Below are 14558 nucleotides of genomic sequence, written 5' to 3' on the forward strand. Positions count from 1 at the left end.
TCGTGATGGTGCTTAGTTGTGTTTTTGTTAGAGAGGAGGCCGCCATACGAGTACGGGGTGGGTTTCGTGGGCGCGAGGGGTGAGAGGGGCGGGCGGGCCGGGCGGCGTCGGCTCGGTGGCCGAGTCGCGGCGGCGGGCAGCCATACCCGCGAGTGCCTCGAAGACCACCCGGTGTGCGGCATTGACGGTGAGTTCCGCATGGTCGTAGGCCGGCGAGACCTCCACGACGTCGACACCAACGACGTCGTGCTCGTAGCACAGCTGACGGACCATGCGGAGGAGGTCGGCGCTGGTGATACCACCCGGCTCGGGTGTACCAGTCCCGGGTGCGTGCGCCGGGTCCAGCACGTCGATGTCGACGGACACGTACAGCTTGTCGGCCTTCGCGAGCGCCTCGCCGACCGCATCCCGCATGACGTCTTTGAAGCCGCGCTCCCAGATCTCCTGCATGGTGTGCCACGTCATGCCCTGCTCGAGCATCCACTCGAAGGTGTCCTGTGGCGGCCAATATCCGCGCAGCCCGACCTGGACGAAGTGGGTGCCGGGCACCGCGCCGGATTCGATCAGTCGACGCATCGGGGTGCCGTGACTGGCTAAATTTCCGTCGATGATGTCGGCGGTGTCGGCGTGCGCATCGAAGTGCACGACGCCGACGTTGCCGTAGCCGTGCACGTCGGCGACCGCCGTCGCGGCGGGCCAGGTGATCGAGTGGTCGCCGCCGAGGATGACCGGCACGATCCCGCGCGACACGACCGCGTGCACACGCTCGCGGATGTTACGGTGCGAGACCTCTGTCAACCCGTGCGGGCAGAACGCATCACCGAAATCGACGACCTCCAGCCAGTCGAAGATCTCCAACCCGAGGTCCAGGTGATAGGTGCCCGGCTCGTAGGCGGTCGCCCTGATCGCCCGTGGGCCGAACCGGGCGCCCGGCCGGTTGGTCGTTGCGACGTCGAACGGCGCGCCTACAATCGCGACGTCGGGTTGCCACGAGTCCAGCTGTTCGAGCTCGGTCAGGAACGGCCGGTGACCAAACGACGCCAGACCCGAGTGGGGCAGGTCGAGCTGCTCGGCCATTCCCGGCGGTAACTCCCGCTGCGGCCCGTGGTCGTGCTGATCGCCCATGCGCGTGACAGTACCGTCCGGCACGGCCCGATTTCGCGATACCGGGACCGCAGGTCACCTCGCCGCGAACTCGGCGAACTTCGTCAACCCCGAACCCCAGCCGTCGGCCGCACCGACAGCGCCTGCCATGCCATGGCCGCCGTCGCCCAGACGCCAGAAATCCTTGTGCACCACGCTGACTCGCGTCCTATTGCCCTCTGCGGTGAACGTCACCGTAACCCGCGACGCCTTCTCCACATCCGTCTCGAGCTGCCATGTGCCGGAGATCATCCAGGCAAAGGTGAAGCTGGCGGGCGGATCCCATTCGGTGACCTGACCCCATGCCGATTCGCTGCCGTCCTCGCAGGTGTCGAACATCCGTCCGCCGACCCGCGGTTCCACCGTCATTGCAACCACCGGCGAGGTCGCCAGATGGTGGTTGGCGGGCCACCATTCGATCATCCGGTTGGTGAAGAGGTCGAACGCCCGCTGCGGCGTTCCGGCAACGGTGACCTCGCGGCGAACATCGGTGATCGTGGTCATGAATCGTCTCCTGAATCGTTGGGCTGGCTGTCGGCGACTTCGCTTTCGACAAATGAAGCGAACGACGAAAGCGCGTCGCGCCACATGACGTCGAGCCACTGCCTGAGTACCTCGAAGCCATCGGTGGTCACGGTGTAGATGCGACGCGTACCGACGGGGTGGGATGTCACAACGCCTGCGTCCTTAAGGATCTTCAGGTGCTGCGAGACGGCAGGCCGACTGATCGGCAGTTGGTCCGCGAGTTCCTGCACCGACGACGGTTTGTGGCGCACCAGATCGAGCACGTCCCGCCGAGTCGAATCGGCAAGGGAGTCCAGGACCATTCCGTAAGTGACCACTTACCGTTCATATCAGCTTACGGATGCCTCGTCAAGCCGCTACGATCTCCTCCCGTGAGCACGCCAGAGTCGGGCCTGCAAGACGACCCCCTGCCGCGTGGCCAGCAACCGCCGGAGACCGTTGAGCGACGGGTCGCCGGTTGGCAACGGGCCTTGCGGTGGGTGGCCTGGCTCGGGTTCCTCGGGCTGGCGATCTGGAATTCGCAGAGCGTCTCCTTTTCCGGCCTGGAATTCCTTGCGCTTGCCGTCGCCATCAGCGTCTCCATCTTCTGCGTGGCCAAGCCTCTCGGCGGCCCCAAGGTGGACCTGTCCGACCCCGCGCACATGCTCGGCGCCTTCGTATCGCGGACGAACTGGGCCCTGGTACTGATCGGCGCGATCCTCACCGCGGGCGGAGTCGCGGCAACCATGGCAATCGGGTACGACATCTCGACTGGCCGCGCGAGCTTCGGCGACGTCGTGCGCGATATCGGGGTGTTCATCGAGGGCTGGTTCACCGAGCTCTTCCTTGGCGGGTTCTACGACGCCGAACTCGAGAAGACCCACGCCTACGCGTTGTTCATCCTCCTGCTGCCCGGCCTTCTTCTGCTTTGGTACAACCTCATCCCGTTCGTCAAGCGGGGCAATGAATTTCGGATCGAGCCTGACGGGTCGATCGCGATTCGCGCAGGTGCGACGTGGCCGCCGCTGCTGGAATACGAGTATTCCGACGCCACCGCCGACGGAGCGACAATCGAGTTCACGGAACCCCTCGGCCGCAACACGCTGGTTTTACCTCAGCAGCGGGTGTTCTCGCGAGAGTACGGCGTTCGGCTGCCCGCCAAGACCAGCGCGGAGTTCTTCAGTCGCAGGCTGGCAGGCCGAGGATTCGATATCGCCGAATCCTCGGCGCCAACAAGCGGCCACTTCACCGCACGTCGAAAGCCGTAGCCGCCCTTCGCTCGAATGCGTCGGCGTAATCCCCACGCTGCGTCGCTACGATCGATCGCCGCTGTACGACAGCCACTTTCGACCAACTCCCTTCAGCATGCGCGGGTAGACGATCAGGTACCGGAACGGGGTGATCGCCGTCATGTAGGCATGGCCGAGCACGCCGTTGGGCTTGACCAGGATCGCCATCTGGCCCCGGTAACCGCCCCCTTCGTCCGGAACCCAGCCAAGGTGGATGACACCGTGCACGGTCTGGTTGATCAGCTCGGCCGCCCACTCGTCGTCTGTCTGGTAGAGGGCAGCGAATCCCATCGCGGGGGTCACGGTGGAGTGGGCGTCGCGCAAATCAGCAGGCAACCTTTCCCGAAGGCTCGGGCGGGCAGGATCATCGACGTGCTCATCCCAGCCGAAGACATCACCGAGCGTCTCTCGGATCGCAAAGAGCAACCCGACAAGTGAAAACCGCTGTCGCGCTTCGCCGAACGACGCCACCATCTCGATCAGCCGGGGGAAGTCGGCCGGCCCGCCGGGCGTCGGCAACGCCCACACGTCCTCGAGTCGGAAGTCGCGGGTGAGGTCGTGGATACGCCACGGCCGGGAAAAGTGGGCACTGTCTGGGAGTTTCATCGCGCGCCTCCTTGACCGTCACCGTAACATACGTACATGCACGTATCTATATCGGATTCTGACACACGCCCCCGGACGCAGGCGGAACGTCGGGCACGCACCAGGGCCGCCCTGCTCGAAGCGGGAGCCAGGGGTTTTTCGCGCTACGGATACGGCAATCTCGTGCTGGAGAAGGTCGCAGGCGATGCCGGATACACCCGCGGCGCGCTCTATCACCTCTTCACGGGCAAGGAGGAGCTCGCCGTCGCCGTCGTGGACTGGGTCACCGAAACCTGGGAACGAGAAGTGTGGGAGCCCGCGCAGCATGCGGGCACACCTGTCGACATCCTGGTGGCGTTGGCGCGGGGCCACATCGTGTTCTGCCGCCGCGACATCGCGCGGGTGATGATGGCGCTGCGGATGGAGTTCGACGGCCGTGAACATCCCGTCGGCACCAAGGTCACCGATATCGGAAAGGACCTCGCGATCAGGTTCGGTGCTGTGATCGCCACCGGCCGACGGGACGGGTCGATTCCTGCGGGACCGCCCGCGAAGACGCTAGGTGCGGCGGTCACCGCCGCTGTGGAGGGGCTGGCCATTCACCTTGCAGGCGCCCCCCACGACAAGGCGATGGCCGAGCGAATGGTGCGCGGATTGGTGGGTGTCAGCGTGAAACGGGCAGACTGAAATCCGTGCAGCTGATCACCCTCGAGGACATTGCGGCGGCGGCCGACCGGGTCAGGGACGCCGTCGTTCGCACGCCGCTGATCCCGGCGCGGTGGGCCGACGGCGAGCGGCCGCTGTGGATCAAGCCGGAGAACCTGCAGCCGATCGGCGCGTTCAAGATTCGCGGCGCATTCAACGCGATCGGAAACCTGAAGCAGGCCGACCGCGCACGGGGCGTGGTCGCGTATTCCAGCGGCAACCACGCCCAGGCCGTTGCCTACGCCGCCGCCGCGTTTGGCACCGACGCGCACATCGTCATGCCTCGCGAGACACCGCGCGTCAAGGTGCAGGCCACCCGTGACTACGGCGCGCAAGTGGTGCTGTGTGGGCCTGGAGAGCGCGAGAAGGTCGCCGCCGAGCTGCTGGAGCGGACGGGCGGGGTGCTGATACCGCCCTTCGATCATCCGGATGTCATCGCGGGACAGGGCACGATCGGTCTGGAGATCGCCGAAGACCTCCCGGACGTAATGAACGTCCTGATACCGGTGAGTGGCGGCGGGCTGGCCTCCGGCATCGGAACCGCGATCAAGGCCAGATGCCCAAAGGCCAAGGTCTTCGGGGTCGAACCCGAGCTTGCCGCCGACACGGCCGACGGCCTGAAGCGTGGCCAGCGGGTGGACTGGTCCATCGAGGACCGCAACCGCACCATCGCCGACGGCCTGCGCTCGCAGCCTTCCGCGCTGACCTTCGCGCACCTTCAAAGGGTGATCGACGGCATGATCACGGTGTCGGAAGACGAGATTCGCGCCGCAGTTCGGGAACTTGCCGTCAATGCCCACCTGGTCAGCGAGCCGAGCGGCGCGGTTGCGCTGGCCGGGTACCGGCAGGGCGCGACGCCACCGGGCGAAACGGTGATGATCCTTTCCGGCGGCAATGTCGAACCGTCGACTCTCGCCGACATCCTGACGGGCTGAAAAAAATCGTCACCAACATTTTTGGGTTTGCTGATCGAACCGTCGTTCGCGGTCGACACGCCTTCAGCGGCATCATGGATTTGCTCGCCATCGAGGGCGGCGCGGGGAAGACCGCCCGAGGCCAGCTATATCACCAGATCCAGGTAGTCTCACCCCCGATAGGTGACATAGACCACGCCCGTAACTAGATCTCCCGAGGGGGTGCGGATGGACGCGGTGCTCGGACTGTCCATGACGCCGACCACCGTTGGGCTCGTCCTTGTCGAAGGCCAGGACGCCGACGGCGCCACCATGGACAAGGACGAGTTCGCGGTTCACGAACGCGGCCTCGTCAGCGCCGTGAACACCTCTGAGAAGGCGGCCGCGGCGGTAATGCGCACCGAGGCGATCGCCGCGGCGCGCGGGCACCGCCTGCACTCCATCGGTGTCACGTGGAGCGAGGATGCCGATACCGAGGCTTCACTTCTTCTGGAATCGCTGTCGGAGTCGGGGTTTGACAACGTCGTTGCGGTGCGACTGCCTGAGGCCACCGAAGCGCTGGCTCGCGGAATCGCAGACATCATCGGCTACGAGATCACCGCCGTCTGCGTTATCGAACCCGATAGCGTCGTCGCGCTGGTCGTCGATACGGCCCGCGGCGACGTGCAGACCGCGGTCAACCACGCCGTCACCACCGACGAGGACCTTGCCCGCTGGCTTAGCTCGATCTTCACCCAAGCCGAGTGGCAACCGGAAGCCCTGGTGCTGGTCGGGTCGGGCAGCGACCTGGACGCGATCACACCGCATCTCGAGGACGTGCTCGCGGTGCCGGTCTTCGTGCCCGCCGAGGCCCAGTTGGCGCTCGCCCGCGGTGCCGCCATGGCGTCGACACACGGGCCCGACTTCTATCTCGACGAAGCCCGCGAGGATTCGGGTCGCGTGAAGACCACACCTCGACGCCCATCGATGTTCCCGCGCGTCGGCGCCGCCGGTGCCATGCTGGGTATCGGAGTGGTGACGTTCGTGGTGTCGGGATCGCTGGCAATCGGTATGCAACTGACCTCAGGGGAGATTGCGCAACCTGCCGAGAAGCCGCCCGCGGCAAGCAGTTCCGATGCATCCGCCGCGGTAAAGGCGGCCAAACCGGCTCCCGCCGCGCCTGCACCGATCGTGGAGGAGGTGCTGCCGCCGCTCCCGCCACCGCCCGCGGAGCCTCCACCGCCGCCCGTATACGACGTCGAGCCGGTACCGGTGGGCGATCCACTTGCACCCGAGGCGCCTGCCGCAGACCCGTTCGCGCCGGCCGACGGATCTACTCCTGAGGGCGCGCTCGCCCCCAATGGTGTGCCGCTTCCCCCGGGTGTCACCGATCCAGCGCCCGGTCTGGTGCCCGCGGAGGTGACACCGGTGCCGGAGCAGAGTGGGGGATTCCTGGGACGGATCCGAGCCAGACTCTCCGACCTCGGCAAGCCGGACGAACCCGCGCAGGCACCCGTCGACGTAGTGCCGCCGCCGCAGGATCCGCTGCTGGTGCCGCCGCCCGCGGATGCGCCCCCGCCGCTTCCGCCTGGATAATGACTTTGTGCGGGTCCTGCTACGCGTCCTGATCGTCGCGGCGGTGGTGACTGCGCTTATCGCCGTCGAGACGACGTCACGGTCGGGTGTGCTCTGGCGGCTGATCACCTTCACCTACCAGGCCAACGTGCTCGCGGCGGCGTACTACCTGTGGAGCCTGTTCTCCGCGCGGGTAGATGACCGAGTCGGCATTCGCGGCGCGGTCGTCCTGTATGTCGTTGTGGCAGGGAGCCTTTGGAACCTGCTGCTGACCGACTACAGCATGGGGTACACCCCGCCCAACATCCTCTTGCATATCGTCGTGCCGGTCCTGGTCACCGTCGACTGGATCGTTGTCCGACGCCGTCAGAGCGCTGTCCGCTGGTGGCAGCCGCTGGTGTGGCTGATCTATCCGGCCGCGTATCTGGTGCTGGCGTTGTTCGTGCTCAACAGGGCCGGGCGGCGCGCTCCCTATTACTTCCTGGATCCCGACTCCGTCGGAATGGCCGTCGTTGTCGTGAACATCGGCTTGCTCGCGGTATTCATTCTCGCTCTGGGATACGGGATTTCGGCCGTCAGCCGCCCCCGCCGTGCAGGTTCTTTGCCGTCGGCGATGTCGTGACCGTGGCGAGATCGGGGTAGGTACCGAGCACCCGGTCGGCGGTGCCTGAACTGGTGACGGTGAACCAGTAGTGCTCGTTCTTGAAGTGGTGTTGGCGGTGGTTGCGCCAGATCGCCCGATAGAGACAGGTTTTCGGTTTGTAGTCGCTGTGAATCAGATAGTGGGTCCACTCGTAACCGAGGCCGAGCATCATCAGGATCACCAAGAATGTCAGTCCGACGCCCAGCTGCGGAAAGGCAAGCAGCGCGGTGCCGACGGCAAGCGACGCCGCCCACAGCAGAGCCTTGGCCGGTATGAAGATCGTGGGAATGTCTCGCGGGTCGACGTGATGGCGCCGGTGTTCGCGCGCGAGTACCGGGTCGATGGTCAGCCTGCCGACCGTCTTGGGCCGCCAGTGCAGAACGAACACATGGATGACCCACTCGAAGAAGGGGAACAGCGCGAGCATGACCACAGGCACGAGCGCGTCGCTGATCTGCCAGTTACCGATGACGACGCGCGCCGTCAGTGCGGCCACCAGTACGGCGCCGATTACCCAGGGGGAGGGGTGTTTCCAGAATTCACGGCCCGCGTCGCGCAGGGTGAATCCCTTGCGGGCCGGGCGCTCGGTGGCGATGGTCAAGACAGGTCCTCCAATTCGGTGATCACGGCGAGCATTGCGGCGGTGGCGGGTTCGAGGAGGTCGATCGCAGCCTTCTTGGCGGCATCGGGGTCACCCGCCGAGATCGCTTCGGCGAGTTTGCGGTAGGCCTGCGGACGGCCGACTTCGGCGGCCATCACCACGGCGAGGGCGGGCAGCGCGGGCTCGTAGGCGGCCCGAAGCGTGTTGTACATCAGCCGGAACACGATCGAATCGGCGCCGTCGACGACATGGTCCCAGAACGTCAGGGCGTGACGTTGCCGTTCGATCTCGTCGGTCTCGGACTCGAGCTTGCGCACGGCCTCGTCGAGGAGCGCCTTCAGAGCCGGCGTGCGGCGCCGCGCGGCCAGCTCGGCCGCCTTCGGTCCGTTGTGCAGCCGGGCCTCGAGGATGCTGCGAACAACCGAAAGGTCCAGCTCGCCTGCGCGGAGCAACAGCCGGGGGAGAAGGTCAAGGCCCGCGTGCCTGCGGAAGTCACGCACCGTGGTGGCGTCGCCCTGGCGCACCTCGACCAGCCCGGCGGCAGATACCCGCTTGAGCGCCTCGCGGATGGCCGGCCGGGACACACCGAGAAGTTCGGCGAGCCTGCGCTCGCTTGGCAGCGTCTCGCCTGGCTGCATCTCACCGCTGAGCACGTCGGCGACGATTTGGTCGAAGACGTCCTCGGGTACCGAACGCCGGTGCACCGGTTGAAGGGCCATGGACCCAGAATGGCCGATCAGTGGCCAGAGGTCAAGTGGTCATACCAGTTGCTGCGATTGTGTGCCCACTCGTTCCTCGAGCCTGCTGGGAGATCACCGAACTGCGCGAAATCGTGATCTGTCAGCAGGATCGACCCTACCTGGGAGGTAATTGCATCCACTACCTGCGGCGGGCACCGTGAAAGGACGCCGAGAGGAGAGCGACGATGCCTCACGCATCACCTGCGAACTCACCCATCCCGCGTTGGCTGCGCTTCGTGCTCAAGTCCGACCGCGCCGGTTCGTCCTGGTACATCGGAACCGGGTTCTTCTTCGCGCCGGTGCTCGCGGTGTTCTCGCCATGGCCAACGGTCACCGCGGTCCTGTGGGCGGTCATCGCCCTCACCGGCCTCTGGCTCGGGCTGCTCGGCATCGCGATGGCGACCGGCCTCGCGATGGTGCTGCGGTCCGGCGAGGAGATCCCAGAGGACTACTGGCGCTCGATCATCGACTACCCGACTCCTACGTCGCGATAGCGGTCTTGCCCGTGTAGTCGACCTGCCAGTGCTTGATCCCGTTGAGCCATCCCGATCGGAGCCGTTCGGGTTTGGAAATCGGTGTGAGATTGGGTATTTCGTCGGCGATGGCGTTGAAGATCAGATCGATCGTCATCCTGGCCAGGTTCGCACCGATGCAGTAATGAGCACCAGTGCCGCCAAACCCCACGTGCGGGTTGGGATCTCGCAGGACGTTGAAGGCGTAGGGGTCGTCGAAAACCTCCTCGTCGAAGTTGGCCGAACGGTAGAAGATCACCACCCGGTCGTCCTTCTTGATCTTGACGCCGCTCAGCTCCGTGTCTTCGAGAGCGGTGCGCTGGAACGAGGTGACCGGCGTTGCCCAGCGGACGATTTCGTCGGCAGCGGTCGCGGGCCGCTCCCGCTTGAAAAGCTCCCATTGGTCCGGGAATTCGGTGAACGCCATCATGCCCTGGGTGATCGAGTTGCGGGTGGTCTCATTGCCCGCAACAGCCAGCAGGATCACGAAGAAGCCGAACTCGTCGTCGGTCAGCTTGTGGCCCTCGACGTCGGCCTGCACAAGCTTGGTGACGAGGTCATCACCGGGGTTCTTGCCACGCTCGGCGGCCATCTGCATGCCGTACATGATCAGTTCGACCGATGCGGCCGTGGGGTCGTTCCTGGCGTACTCCGGGTCCTGGTCACCGACCATCTGGTTCGACCAGTCGAACAGCTTCATCCGGTCTTCCTGAGGCACGCCCATCAACCCTGCGATCGCCTGCAGTGGAAGCTCGCACGAAACCTGCTCGACGAAATCACCGGATCCCTCCGCGACGGCCCGCCTGGCGATGTCGCGCGCCCGATCGCGAAGCTCATCGCGAAGCGACTCGATGGCCCTCGGCGTGAATGCCCGCGAGATGATCTTGCGCAGGTGGGTGTGATGAGGGGCGTCCTGGTTGAGCAGCACGACCTTGCCCGCCTCCAACGAACCAGGCTCAGCCTCGTCGCGATACCGCGGCAACGCGGTCTTCCTATTGCTGGAGAACACGTCGCTGCGGCGCGACACCTCCTTGACGTCCTTGTGCTTGGTCACCACCCAGTAGCCGGTGTCGCCGAAGGCGAGGTTGCCCCGCTCCTGTTCCTGCCACCAGATCGGAGCCACCTTCCGCATGTGAGCGAGCTCGTCGACCGGCAGCCGTTCGGCGTACATGTCAGGGTCAGTGAAATCGAACCCGGGTGGGAGGTTCGGAGTTGGCATAAAGGAACTCCTAATACGACGTTGTCTAGTGCCCGTATGGCATTGCTACACCACAGATCGGACCGGGTGAAGGGGTTGTCGAGAACTACACCGAAATTCGCAAGTGAAACGTGTTCTCACCCGCTGGCGGCAAATGGCCCCTTGGTCACACAGTGCACAGGTGTAACAATTGGTGTACCAAGACTGAACCACCCAATAGCACCATCAAGAAATCAAAGGGGGCATCGGTGAGGAAGTCTGACAAGGTGTGGTCGCTGCCGCTGGGTGGTGGCGCGCTCGGGGTGTTTGCGGCGTTGATTCTTGCGGCCCCGGTCGCACAGGCCGATCCGGGCGCACCGGCACCACCGCCGCCGCCGTTACCGGGCGAGCAGTTCATCTCCACCCAGGCCGCAGCGGGCGATCCCGCGTTGCCTGCGGCGGTCGATCCCGCGTTGCCTGCGGCGCCGCCCGCCGAGGTTCCGCATCTCTTGAGTCCCGAGAACCTGCCTCCTGGCACCTCGGATGTTCCGACCGACCCACCGCAGGGCAGAGGAACGTCGTATCTGCGCGACCTGTGGCACGCGGTGCAGACGCAGGACATCAGCGGCAAGGACGCCCTTCTTCTGCTGACCCAGCGGCCGCTCGACGCCAACGCCATGCCGACCAACGGGCTTCCTGCCGGCCCCCAGGCGCCGTTGCCCGACAGTCCACCGCCCGATGCGCCTGCGCCTGATCCGTTGGCGCCAATCGCGCCGCCACCCGATGCACCGCCACCGGGGCCGGTGCTACCCGGCCTTGCGCCCCCGCCGACGCCCTGAGTCAGACAGCGGCGGCTTCGTTGAGTTCGTCCAGCCTGGCGGTCGCCTCGAGGTATTCCTGAACCCAGCGCTGAATGACCGCCGATGACTTCTCTACCTTGGTCAGCTGCCCGACGACCTGACCAACCGGGTTGAACGCGACGTCGACGCTCTCGTTCGGGTATTTGTGGGTGGCGGCGACCGCCATGCCGGAAACCATGTACTGCAACGGCATTCCGAGTGGCTTCGGATTGTCTTCCTTTTCCCAGGCCTCGGTCCAGTCGTTGCGCAACATGCGGGCAGGTTTACCGGTGAACGACCGGCTGCGAACGGTGTCGCGGCTGGTGGCATTGGCGTAAGCCTGCTGCTGAACGGCGGTGTGCTCGGCTTCCTCGACCATCAGCCACTGCGAACCCGTCCATGCGCCCTGCGCGCCGAGCGCCAGCGCCGCGGCGATCTGCTCGCCGCTGCCGATGCCGCCGGCGGCCAGCACCGGAACAGGGGCGACCTCCTTGACGACCTGGGGCCACAGCACGATCGAGCCGACCTCGCCGCAGTGCCCGCCCGCCTCGCCGCCCTGGGCGATGATGATGTCGACGCCCGCATCGGCGTGCTTGCGCGCCTGCGACGGTGAGCCGCACAGCGCCGCGACCTTACGGCCTTCGTCGTGGATGTGTTTGATCATCTCCGCGGGCGGGGTGCCGAGGGCGTTGGCGATCAACGTCACCTTCGGATGCTGCAGCGCCACCTCGACCTGCGGGGTCGCGGTCGCTTCTGTCCAGCCGAGTAGCTGGAACGCGTCCGCGCCGCTGCCCTCGATCGGCACGCCGTGATCGGAGAGGATCTTGCGGGCGAAATCGACGTGCTCCTGCGGCACCATGTCCTGCAAGGTCTTCGTCAGTTCGTCGGCGGACAGGTCGGAGTCCATGCCCTCGTACTTGTTCGGGATGACGATGTCGACCCCGTAGGTGTGGTCGCCGATGTTCTCGTCGATCCACTTCAGCTCGATTTCGAGCTGCTCGGGGGTGTAGCCGACGGCGCCGAGCACCCCGAACCCGCCTGCCTTGCTCACCGCCACGACGACATCACGGCAGTGCGTGAAGGCGAAGATCGGGAACTCGATGTCGAGCTGGTCGCAGATGGCGGTGTGCATGACTGCTCCTTGGGCGATACGCGAACTGAAACGTGTTCTAGTTTAGTACGGATCAGCACCAGGAGAAGACAGGGGCGTGCAAAACCGGCACGGCGGCCTAATCGTCGTCCTTGTCGTCGTTGTCTGGGTCGTCGTTCTCTGCGTCGCTCTCGGCCTTCGCCTTCAGGATCTTTTCGTTCGTCGCCTTGTCTTTCTCTACCGTGTCGCCGTCTGGTTCGTCGTCACCATCCGAGTTGTCGCCCGCCGGCTTGCCCCCGCCGGACTTGTCGCCCTCTGATTTGTCGCCGTACTTGGGGTTCCCGTCGTCGTCGAGCCACTCGTTCACGGCCGTCCCCGCCACGGTGCCACCGCTGCCCGGCATGATCACCGTGGCACGATCCTCGACGTACTCCTTCCGCATTTCCTGAGCCTTCTCTTTGTGCTCGTCTTTGACTTCGGGCTTCTCGCTCCGCGTCCGATCCTCCTGCTGCTGAGTGTCCTGCTCTTGGGTCTGTTGATCTTCACTCGCCACAGCGGCGCCCCCTCTGGTCATGGGTTTCACGACGGGCTGTCGTCGAGTTAAGACTGCCCGCAAGTGTGACCTACGAAACAGTCCGCGATCGCGGCGCGGCGAACGAGCCAAGCACGGCCAATGCGCCGACCACAGTCAACGGGATGGACCAGGTCCGCCTGCTGGAGACCGCCGCCTGACAATTCGCGACGTAGTCAGTGTGCGGCACGATCTGATTGAGAATCGGCACGTTCGCCACGGTCTTGTTGTTGGCGGCCTCGGCTTCAGCTGAGTCGGCGGCGATGGCGTTTCCGCAGCCGATCGAATTTCCGTCGCCGGTGATCGACACCGGCATCAGAAGTGCGATCACGCCGACGGCCAACAGCACCGCACCGACGAGCAGAATCAAGCGTCGCGCATTCACGTTCGGGTTCCTCGTTTCGCAGCAGGGGATGAGAGCAGTCGGCCAGGGATTGCCCGCGGCAGTGCTCACCAAACCAGCAACAACACCAAAAGGGCCGATACCGCCACCAGGCACACGATGTGGTCTGCGAGAATCGATCGAGCGAGCCGTGACTGCTCGCCCGGGCCGTCCGACCGTGCGCCGAGCCGGGCGGCGTCGGGCACAGTCCGCAACAGCGCCAGCAGAATCGGTACCACGGCAAGAACGGCCGACACTGCGATCAGCCAAATCGGATCGTCCCCGCCCACGCTGCGAAACACCAACGCACCCAACAGAATCACCATGACCGCTGCGATCAGGTGGCTCATCGGACGCGAAGTGGTCGTCGCGCGGCGGTAGTAGGCCGCGATGGATGCCAGTATCGGCTCAGGCAGTTGACCGTCCCGCACTGCGCGAACCTGGCTGTCGAACATCAGGTCCATCCACAGCACCGCGAGCAGGAAACCGCTGCACGCTAAAGCCAGACCGTCGGCAACCCTCATCGCACCACTTCAGCCCTTCCGGCCCGCGACGGCCACACGCAACACGGGCCAGCCGTTGGCGGCTGCTGCCGCGGCGAGGCCCGAGCGCGGGTTGACCGGCCGGGGATGACCGACCAACGACATCAGCGCGACATCTTCGTCGCCGTCGGCGTAGAAATAGCTACGGCCCAGGTCGACGCCGTTGTCTTCGCAGAATCGCTGTGCCGCAGCGGCTTTCCCCGGGCCCCAGATGATGGGCTTCTTGATGTCACCCGTCAGCAGACCGCTCTCGTCGACGACGAAGTGGTTGCAGAGCACCCGAGTGATTCCGAGGGCGCGGGCTACCGGTTCGGCGTGGATGGTCAGCGCCGACGAGCACAGCGCGACGGTGTGGCCGCGTTGCTGGTGGGCCGCCACGACCTCGCGCATGAGTGGGTAGACCCGCGATGCGATGTGGCGGGCGAACAGCCGGTCGCCGAGTTCGTCGAGTTCGCGCAGCGACTCACCCTCGAGATATCCCCCGGCCCGCGCGATCAGCCGCTCGAAGTGCATACGGCCGAGCCGGTACCTGATCGAGGCCTCCAGGACGCCGAGAACCTCCCCGATCCGAGCCTGTCTGCGTCGGATCCGATCGCCTGCGTGGGCGGTCGCGGTGAAGCCCGACACCAGCGTGCCGTCCAGGTCGAAGAACGCTCCCACCTCGGGTCCCGCCGGGCTCGCGGCGATCTCGTCGACCCGACCCGGCGGCTCCGCGATCATCACCCGAGACTACGGTCTTGATCAAAATCAGCCGGATCGCGTCACCG

The 14558-nt window shown here is 65.5% G+C and carries 19 protein-coding genes; 7 read left to right on the forward strand and 12 right to left on the reverse strand.

Annotated elements, in window-relative coordinates; all coding sequences use genetic code 11:
- Positions 1-27: 27 nt before the first annotated feature.
- The 3 genes from speB to D6M19_RS21290 are packed head-to-tail and all read right to left on the reverse strand — an operon-like array spanning position 28 to position 1985.
- The gene (speB, locus tag D6M19_RS21280; RefSeq protein ID WP_234834971.1) at positions 28-1125 is read right to left on the reverse strand and encodes an agmatinase; all 1098 of its coding nucleotides are present in this window, start codon (positions 1123-1125) and stop codon (positions 28-30) included.
- A 54-nt stretch (positions 1126-1179) separates the two neighbouring features.
- Positions 1180-1647: an SRPBCC family protein gene (locus D6M19_RS21285; protein WP_123027256.1), complete on the reverse strand. Its 468-nt coding sequence runs from the start codon at positions 1645-1647 to the stop codon at positions 1180-1182.
- The gene (locus D6M19_RS21290; protein WP_123027257.1) at positions 1644-1985 is read right to left on the reverse strand and encodes an ArsR/SmtB family transcription factor; all 342 of its coding nucleotides are present in this window, start codon (positions 1983-1985) and stop codon (positions 1644-1646) included. Before D6M19_RS21290 ends, D6M19_RS21285 begins: the two co-directional genes overlap by 4 nt.
- Before the next feature lie 54 nt (positions 1986-2039).
- Here D6M19_RS21290 and D6M19_RS21295 point away from each other — a divergent pair, with 54 nt between their 5' ends.
- On the forward strand, positions 2040-2915 hold the full coding sequence (locus D6M19_RS21295; RefSeq protein ID WP_123027258.1) for a hypothetical protein: 876 nt from the start codon (positions 2040-2042) through the stop codon (positions 2913-2915).
- Between the two features lie 45 nt (positions 2916-2960).
- On the opposite strand, the gene D6M19_RS21300 is transcribed toward D6M19_RS21295, so the two are convergent.
- Positions 2961-3542 carry a DUF2867 domain-containing protein gene (locus D6M19_RS21300; protein WP_123027259.1) on the reverse strand — a complete coding sequence of 194 codons (582 nt, stop codon included), beginning with the start codon at positions 3540-3542 and terminating at the stop codon, positions 2961-2963.
- 36 nt (positions 3543-3578) lie between these two features.
- Between D6M19_RS21300 and D6M19_RS21305 the strand changes: the two genes are divergently transcribed.
- The 4 genes from D6M19_RS21305 (at position 3579) to D6M19_RS21320 (ending at position 7316) form a co-directional block, all read left to right on the forward strand.
- A complete protein-coding gene (locus D6M19_RS21305; protein WP_123027260.1) occupies positions 3579-4208 on the forward strand; it encodes a TetR/AcrR family transcriptional regulator in 630 nt (209 codons plus the stop codon).
- An 11-nt stretch (positions 4209-4219) separates the two neighbouring features.
- On the forward strand, positions 4220-5161 hold the full coding sequence (locus D6M19_RS21310; protein ID WP_407665387.1) for a threonine ammonia-lyase: 942 nt from the start codon (positions 4220-4222) through the stop codon (positions 5159-5161).
- Between the two features lie 207 nt (positions 5162-5368).
- Positions 5369-6715 (forward strand): DUF7159 family protein, encoded by a 1347-nt coding sequence (locus tag D6M19_RS21315; protein WP_123027262.1) that lies wholly within the window; start codon positions 5369-5371, stop codon positions 6713-6715.
- The gene (locus D6M19_RS21320) at positions 6687-7316 is read left to right on the forward strand and encodes a Pr6Pr family membrane protein (RefSeq protein ID WP_123027263.1); all 630 of its coding nucleotides are present in this window, start codon (positions 6687-6689) and stop codon (positions 7314-7316) included. Before D6M19_RS21315 ends, D6M19_RS21320 begins: the two co-directional genes overlap by 29 nt.
- Here the strand turns inward: D6M19_RS21320 and D6M19_RS21325 are convergent.
- Together D6M19_RS21325 and D6M19_RS21330 are read right to left on the reverse strand one after the other, a co-directional pair.
- Entirely contained in the window at positions 7270-7938 is a 669-nt protein-coding gene (locus D6M19_RS21325; RefSeq protein ID WP_123027264.1) for a sterol desaturase family protein, read from the reverse strand. The genes D6M19_RS21320 and D6M19_RS21325 overlap by 47 nt on opposite strands.
- Positions 7935-8657 (reverse strand): FadR/GntR family transcriptional regulator, encoded by a 723-nt coding sequence (locus tag D6M19_RS21330; RefSeq protein ID WP_123027265.1) that lies wholly within the window; start codon positions 8655-8657, stop codon positions 7935-7937. Before D6M19_RS21330 ends, D6M19_RS21325 begins: the two co-directional genes overlap by 4 nt.
- A 206-nt stretch (positions 8658-8863) precedes the next feature.
- Here D6M19_RS21330 and D6M19_RS21335 point away from each other — a divergent pair, with 206 nt between their 5' ends.
- On the forward strand, positions 8864-9172 hold the full coding sequence (locus tag D6M19_RS21335; RefSeq protein ID WP_123027266.1) for a hypothetical protein: 309 nt from the start codon (positions 8864-8866) through the stop codon (positions 9170-9172).
- Here D6M19_RS21335 and D6M19_RS21340 read toward each other — a convergent pair.
- Positions 9159-10409, reverse strand: coding sequence for a cytochrome P450 (locus D6M19_RS21340; RefSeq protein ID WP_123027267.1), 1251 nt, complete (start codon positions 10407-10409; stop codon positions 9159-9161). The genes D6M19_RS21335 and D6M19_RS21340 overlap by 14 nt on opposite strands.
- Positions 10410-10636: 227 nt before the next feature.
- Between D6M19_RS21340 and D6M19_RS21345 the strand changes: the two genes are divergently transcribed.
- On the forward strand, positions 10637-11206 hold the full coding sequence (locus tag D6M19_RS21345; RefSeq protein ID WP_123027268.1) for a hypothetical protein: 570 nt from the start codon (positions 10637-10639) through the stop codon (positions 11204-11206).
- A gap of 1 nt (position 11207) precedes the next feature.
- Here D6M19_RS21345 and D6M19_RS21350 read toward each other — a convergent pair whose 3' ends face one another.
- The 5 genes from D6M19_RS21350 to D6M19_RS21370 all read right to left on the reverse strand — a co-directional run bounded on the left by D6M19_RS21350 (position 11208) and on the right by D6M19_RS21370 (position 14511).
- Positions 11208-12338 (reverse strand): nitronate monooxygenase, encoded by a 1131-nt coding sequence (locus tag D6M19_RS21350; protein ID WP_123027269.1) that lies wholly within the window; start codon positions 12336-12338, stop codon positions 11208-11210.
- A 97-nt stretch (positions 12339-12435) separates the two neighbouring features.
- A complete protein-coding gene (locus D6M19_RS21355) occupies positions 12436-12870 on the reverse strand; it encodes a hypothetical protein (RefSeq protein ID WP_234834972.1) in 435 nt (144 codons plus the stop codon).
- 49 nt (positions 12871-12919) lie between these two features.
- Positions 12920-13252 carry an aminopeptidase gene (locus D6M19_RS21360; protein ID WP_123027367.1) on the reverse strand — a complete coding sequence of 111 codons (333 nt, stop codon included), beginning with the start codon at positions 13250-13252 and terminating at the stop codon, positions 12920-12922.
- Between the two features lie 65 nt (positions 13253-13317).
- Entirely contained in the window at positions 13318-13773 is a 456-nt protein-coding gene (locus D6M19_RS21365; protein WP_123027270.1) for a hypothetical protein, read from the reverse strand.
- A 9-nt stretch (positions 13774-13782) separates the two neighbouring features.
- Positions 13783-14511: an HAD-IB family hydrolase gene (locus D6M19_RS21370; RefSeq protein ID WP_123027271.1), complete on the reverse strand. Its 729-nt coding sequence runs from the start codon at positions 14509-14511 to the stop codon at positions 13783-13785.
- Between the last annotated feature and the right edge of the window lie 47 nt (positions 14512-14558).

The organism is Mycolicibacterium stellerae (assembly GCF_003719305.1).
GTDB classification, from domain to species: Bacteria; Actinomycetota; Actinomycetes; order Mycobacteriales; family Mycobacteriaceae; genus Mycobacterium; species Mycobacterium stellerae.